2 protein-coding genes are annotated in these 4485 nt (G+C 52.4%); both read left to right on the top strand.

The features are described 5' to 3' along the window. The first annotated feature begins 187 nt into the window (after positions 1–187). Positions 188–2872: a hybrid sensor histidine kinase/response regulator gene (locus tag B147_RS0106195; protein ID WP_020586362.1), complete on the top strand. Its 2685-nt coding sequence runs from the start codon at positions 188–190 to the stop codon at positions 2870–2872. 7 nt (positions 2873–2879) lie between these two features. After that, positions 2880–4286 carry a sigma-54-dependent transcriptional regulator gene (locus B147_RS0106190; RefSeq protein WP_020586361.1) on the top strand — a complete coding sequence of 469 codons (1407 nt, stop codon included), beginning with the start codon at positions 2880–2882 and terminating at the stop codon, positions 4284–4286. The last annotated feature ends 199 nt before the right edge of the window (positions 4287–4485 follow it).

The raw sequence follows: 4485 nt of genomic DNA, 5'->3' as shown, positions 1-4485 counted from the left end.
CTGCAGAGTGTCTATTATAATTTTGCGACAAAATAATTTTAGATGTCGCTCCGCCCCCCTGATATCATTGATAATAAATTTTGATGCGTCAGCGCTGCTGCATGAACCGGCCATTGCCAAAGACCTAGGTTTTCAGGTACCATGAAGTCCTGCATTAACTTATGATTTAAATCGGGATTACCCTTTTATGCCCAGATGTTACATCTACATAGCCGCCATATGGCTGCTGGCGTGCACAGCTGTCTGTTCCGCCGGATCACAGGACTCCGCCGGGCGCAGAAGCCAGCGGATTCTTTACCTGAACTCTTACAACAACGGTTATGCCTGGTCCGACAATATCCTTGAAGGAATCCGGTCAGTGCTTCCCGTGGAGAGCCAGAGTTTGAATTTCCAGATGGAGTACCTGGATGCCAAGCGGTATGAAAACGAACAAATGCAGGCGATATTGTATAATTATTTTAAGTCCAAGTTCGTCCGGGACCGCTTTGACGTCATTCTCACATCGGACAACAACGCCCTGAACTTTGCCCTGAAGTATCGCTCCGGTTTGTTTGCCGGGGTGCCTATTGTATTTTGCGGCATCAACAATTACCACTTTTCTATGATAGAAGGACAGCCTGCCATCACCGGGATTGCAGAGACCGTGGCCTTTAAGGAAAATATGGATATCATCCGGCGTCTGCACCCCAACGTCCGGAAAATGGTGATCGTCGGCAGCAACAGCGTAACATCTCAGGCGATCATAGATGAAATCCGCCGGACTATTAAACAGGAAAGAATTGACTTTTCCTTTACCTTCAAGACCGGGTTTCAGCTTCAATTACTTAAAACCGGCACGCCGGATTACCTGGCAGATTTGCCCCGGGATACCCTGCTTTATATTGTGCCGGGAGGCTCCGAAGAAGGGGACGGCAACCTTTACAGCATCCAGGAGATCGCAGCTATGATCTGCCGGGCTACAAATCGCCCCGTGTATTCTTCCTGGGAGTTTCTCATGGGGAGCGGCATTGTGGGGGGAAAGCTCGCCTCGGGTCTGGCCCAGGGAAAGGCCGCTGCCCGGCTGGCCCTGCGTATTCTGGACGGAGAAGACCCGGCCCTGATTCCGGTGAAAACAGCCGAAGGCCACGCCTATATTTTTGACTATAAGGTTCTCAAACGCCTGGGAGTGGACATGTCTTTGCTTCCTGCGGGCAGCAAAATCATCAATGAGCCCTATGATTTCTACCGGCTTAATCGAGGTATCTTCTGGCTGATTATCTCAGGACTCTTTGTCCTGGCCTGCATGGTGGTGCTTCTGGCTGTCAGCATAGCTCAGAAAAAAAAGGCCAACCAGGCCATGGAAAAGTCCAAGATGCAGCTCCAGCTTATTCTGGATAATATTCCCCACCTGGTTTTCTGGCAGGATGTGGACCTCAATTTGGTGGATGTGAACCTTTCATTTCTCAAATTTTTTAAAATCAGGGACAAGGCTGATATCATCAACCGGGATATTTCATCGGTGCCGGATCTGGCATACACCGCCGAAGAGTCCAGGAAGTTGGGTCGTGAAGTGCTTGAAACCGCCGCTCCGTTTCATGCCCGGCTGCTGAAAATCCAGCGCAGCGACCAGGAACAGGTATGGCTGGAGATCAATAAAGTTCCGTTGTTAGATAAAAAAAAACGGGTGGCCGGCGTGCTGAGCACGGCCGAGGACATCACTAAAAAGATCAACCTGGAAAAACAGCTGGCCCAAGCCCAGAAGATGGAGGCCTTGGGCATCCTGTCCGGAGGCATTGCCCATGATTTTAACAATATCCTGACCTCCATCATCAACTCCGCCGAGCTTGCCGTGGACGATGTGCCTGAAGAGTCCCTGACCCGCCAGGATCTCGAACGGGTGCTTTCGGCAGGCAAACGGGGGGCGGAGTTGGTTAAACAGATTCTCACCTTCAGCCGGCCCGGCCATGCCCGGTTCAGAAAACTGGATCTGGCCCGGGTGGTCAAAGACGCCATGGCCCTGGTGGAAACTTCGCTTCCCGGCAACATTGAGGTGGTCAAAACCATGGCCCAGGGCAAGTTCATGTGCCGGGGGGATGCCATCCAGATTCATCAGGTGGTGATGAACCTGTGTACCAACGCTTTCCAGGCCCTGGGGGGGAAAAGCGGCCGTATCGAGGTAAAATTGGATGAACGGGTTTTAACCGATCCCGACCCGGACAACGACGACCCATTTAACCTGCCACCGGGCCACTATGTTGAATTGACCATCTCGGACAATGGTCCCGGCATTGATCCTGAAATCCTGGATAAGGTGTTTGACCCCTTTTTTTCCACCAAGGGTAAAAATATTGGATCGGGTTTAGGACTTTCCATGGTCCATGGTATTGTCCAGGGCCATAACGGGGCCATTTCACTGACCAGCAAGGCCTATGACCTGACGCGATTTACGGTGCTTTTGCCCCGCATGGACCAGGTAGAAGACGAGGATCGACCTGCGGACAGTAACGTCTGCCTGGGCCAGGGCACCATTCTTTTTGTGGAGGACGACCCGGAACAGCGGCAAAGCGTGCCGCGGATTATCGAAAAGCTGGGTTACCTGGTGACCGTTGCAGACAGCGCAAGCCAGGCCCTGGACCTGATTCGGCAAAATCCGTCGGGCTTTGACCTGGTCATCACCGACTATGACATGCCAAAAATCACCGGCCTGGAGTTGGCCCGGCAACTGGCCCGGATACTGCCCGGCCTGCCCGTGATTATGGTGTCGGGACGAAATGTGGAGTTCAGTCGGCAGGAGTCGTCCAATATCAAGAATTTCATTGTAAAACCCTATGACAAGGCAATTTTATCCCGGGGCATCAACGATGTGCTCTGCCCCCCGGTGAAATCCCATTGAGGCAGCCATGGCATTGATTTTAATTATAGATGACGACGATAATTTCTGCGGCACCATGGAAAGCCTGGTGCTGCGCATGGAACATGATTTTTTGGCCGCATCCACCCTAGAACAGGGTATCCGGATTCTTAGGGAACAGGCGGTGGATATCCTGCTGCTGGATGTGGGCCTTCCCGACGGCAACGGGCTTGAAGCATTGTCCCGGATCAAGGAGGCATCCAAATCCAACCCTGAAATATTTATCATCACGGGCCTGGGCGATCCGGCTGGGGCCGAGACCGCCATCACCGAAGGGGTCTGGGACTATATTGTCAAACCCACCTCCATCAAACAGACCCGTGCCGGCCTCACCCGGGCATTGAAATACCGGCAGGAAAAACAGAGCCGCCGGCAGGCCGTAACCCTGGACCTGGAGCGGATTGTGGGCCGGTCCGCTCCCATGCGCAAATGTTTTGAAATCATGGCCCAGGGGGCTGCGTCCAGCGCGCCCGTACTTATCACCGGGGAGACCGGAACCGGCAAGGAGCTCTTTGCCCAGACCATCCATGCCAATAGCCTGAGAAAAGACAAGGGTTTTATTGTGGTGGATTGTGCCTTTTTAACCGAAACTCTTATGGAAAGTACCTTGTTTGGTCATCGGAAAGGGGCATTCACCGGGGCGGTAGAGCGCCGGGACGGTCTGGTGAAACTGGCGGACCAGGGGACGTTGTTTCTGGATGAGGTGGGGGAGATGCCTCTGTCCGCCCAGAAATCCTTTTTGCGCATCCTCCAGGAAAAACGGTTTCGTCCCCTGGGCGATGCCGAAGAGATCACCAGCGACTTTCGCCTCATGGCCGCCACCAACCGGGACCTGGACGCCATGGTGGAAAACGGTACCTTTCGCCGGGATCTGCTCTACCGCCTACGCACCATCCATCTGCCCCTGCCGCCTTTGCGTCGCCGGGGCCGGGACATTGAAGCACTGACCCGGTATAAAGTCCGTCAACTTTGCGAAGAAAACAACCTTCCGCCCAAAAAGATCGAGCAGAATTTTTTTGATACCCTGAACGCCTATCCCTGGCCCGGTAACGTCAGAGAACTTTTTAATGTGATTGAAACTGCATTTGTGGCCTCGGGCAGCGAAGCCACCCTTTACACCATGCACCTGCCCGGTGAGGTAAGAATCCAGGTGACCCGGGCATCCATTGAAAAGGGACAGTTGCCCCAGATGCCTGAAAACGACCCCACCGACCCTGCCGGCTTTTTCCAGGACAACATCCCCGGGTTCAAGGTATGGAAACAGAAGATGGAGCAGCACTACCTGGAGCAGATCATTGCCGCCACAAATGGGGATGTCAAACGCATCCTTAACCTATTTTTTCGAAAAAAAACGACAAAACGCCCATTATTCCTTAGTTTTTATGGCCCTACGTAAAGTAGCTTACTATAATTTCAGCACGTTACGTAGAGATTTTTTAATCATGGCGAATGTAGTGCCATAAAATTAAATAATTGTTGATTTTCTATTGTAACTGTGCGCATAATCAGCTCCATGTATATACGAAGGACGACTATCAAAAGCCGGAAAGACGGCACACAATATTATACCTACAGGCTGGTTGAGTCTGAACGCA

Origin of the sequence: Desulfobacter curvatus DSM 3379 (assembly GCF_000373985.1) — a bacterium.
Taxonomy (GTDB): Bacteria; Desulfobacterota; Desulfobacteria; order Desulfobacterales; family Desulfobacteraceae; genus Desulfobacter; species Desulfobacter curvatus.
This window is presented reverse-complemented; position numbering and strand designations above follow the sequence as displayed.